Origin of the sequence: Candidatus Frankia nodulisporulans (assembly GCF_902806475.1) — a bacterium.
Classification (GTDB): Bacteria; Actinomycetota; Actinomycetes; order Frankiales; family Frankiaceae; genus Frankia; species Frankia umida.
Map to the genome: position 1 here is coordinate 1 of NZ_CADCWS010000545.1, position 502 is coordinate 502.

The following is a 502-nucleotide window of genomic DNA, read 5'->3' on the forward strand; positions in this document are numbered from 1 at the left end:
CCGTCCCGGCCCGGAACAGATTCCCGCCGACCCGCCGACCCGGAAATCCACCCGCCTTGGACGCGGCCCTCGACAGGGTTTTCTGGCCGGTCGGAGTGATGTTCCGACCGGCCAGAACAGGTGACGTCAGACCGCGGCGAACGAGACCTCGGTCGACTTAATCAATGCTGTGACCTCGACACCCGGCTCAAGCCCGAGCTCCTCGGCAGCGGCCCGGGTGATGGCGGCGGTGATCTCCAGGCCCTCGCCCAGCGCGATGCGCGCCACCGACATGGCGCCGCCGGAGTCGAGGTCGACGAGCGTCCCGCGCAGCTTGTTGCGGATGCTCAGACCAGCGGTTTCGCGGATGGCCACCGAGATGTCCGTTGACTTGATCAGAGCGGCGACGGGGCTGCCCACGCCCACGCCCAGCTCCTTGATCGCATCCATGGTGACGGTGGCCGTCAGCGTGTGCCCACCGGAGATCTCCATGGCGACGGTCCCCATGACGGAGCCGTAGACA

The 502-nt window shown here is 67.9% G+C and carries 1 protein-coding gene; it reads right to left on the reverse strand.

Annotation, left to right across the window (positions count from 1 at the left end):
- Positions 1–126: 126 nt before the first annotated feature.
- Positions 127–502, reverse strand: a 376-nt coding sequence (locus G6R24_RS21330; protein WP_225438906.1) for a TOBE domain-containing protein, incomplete at its 5' end; no start/stop codon positions are given.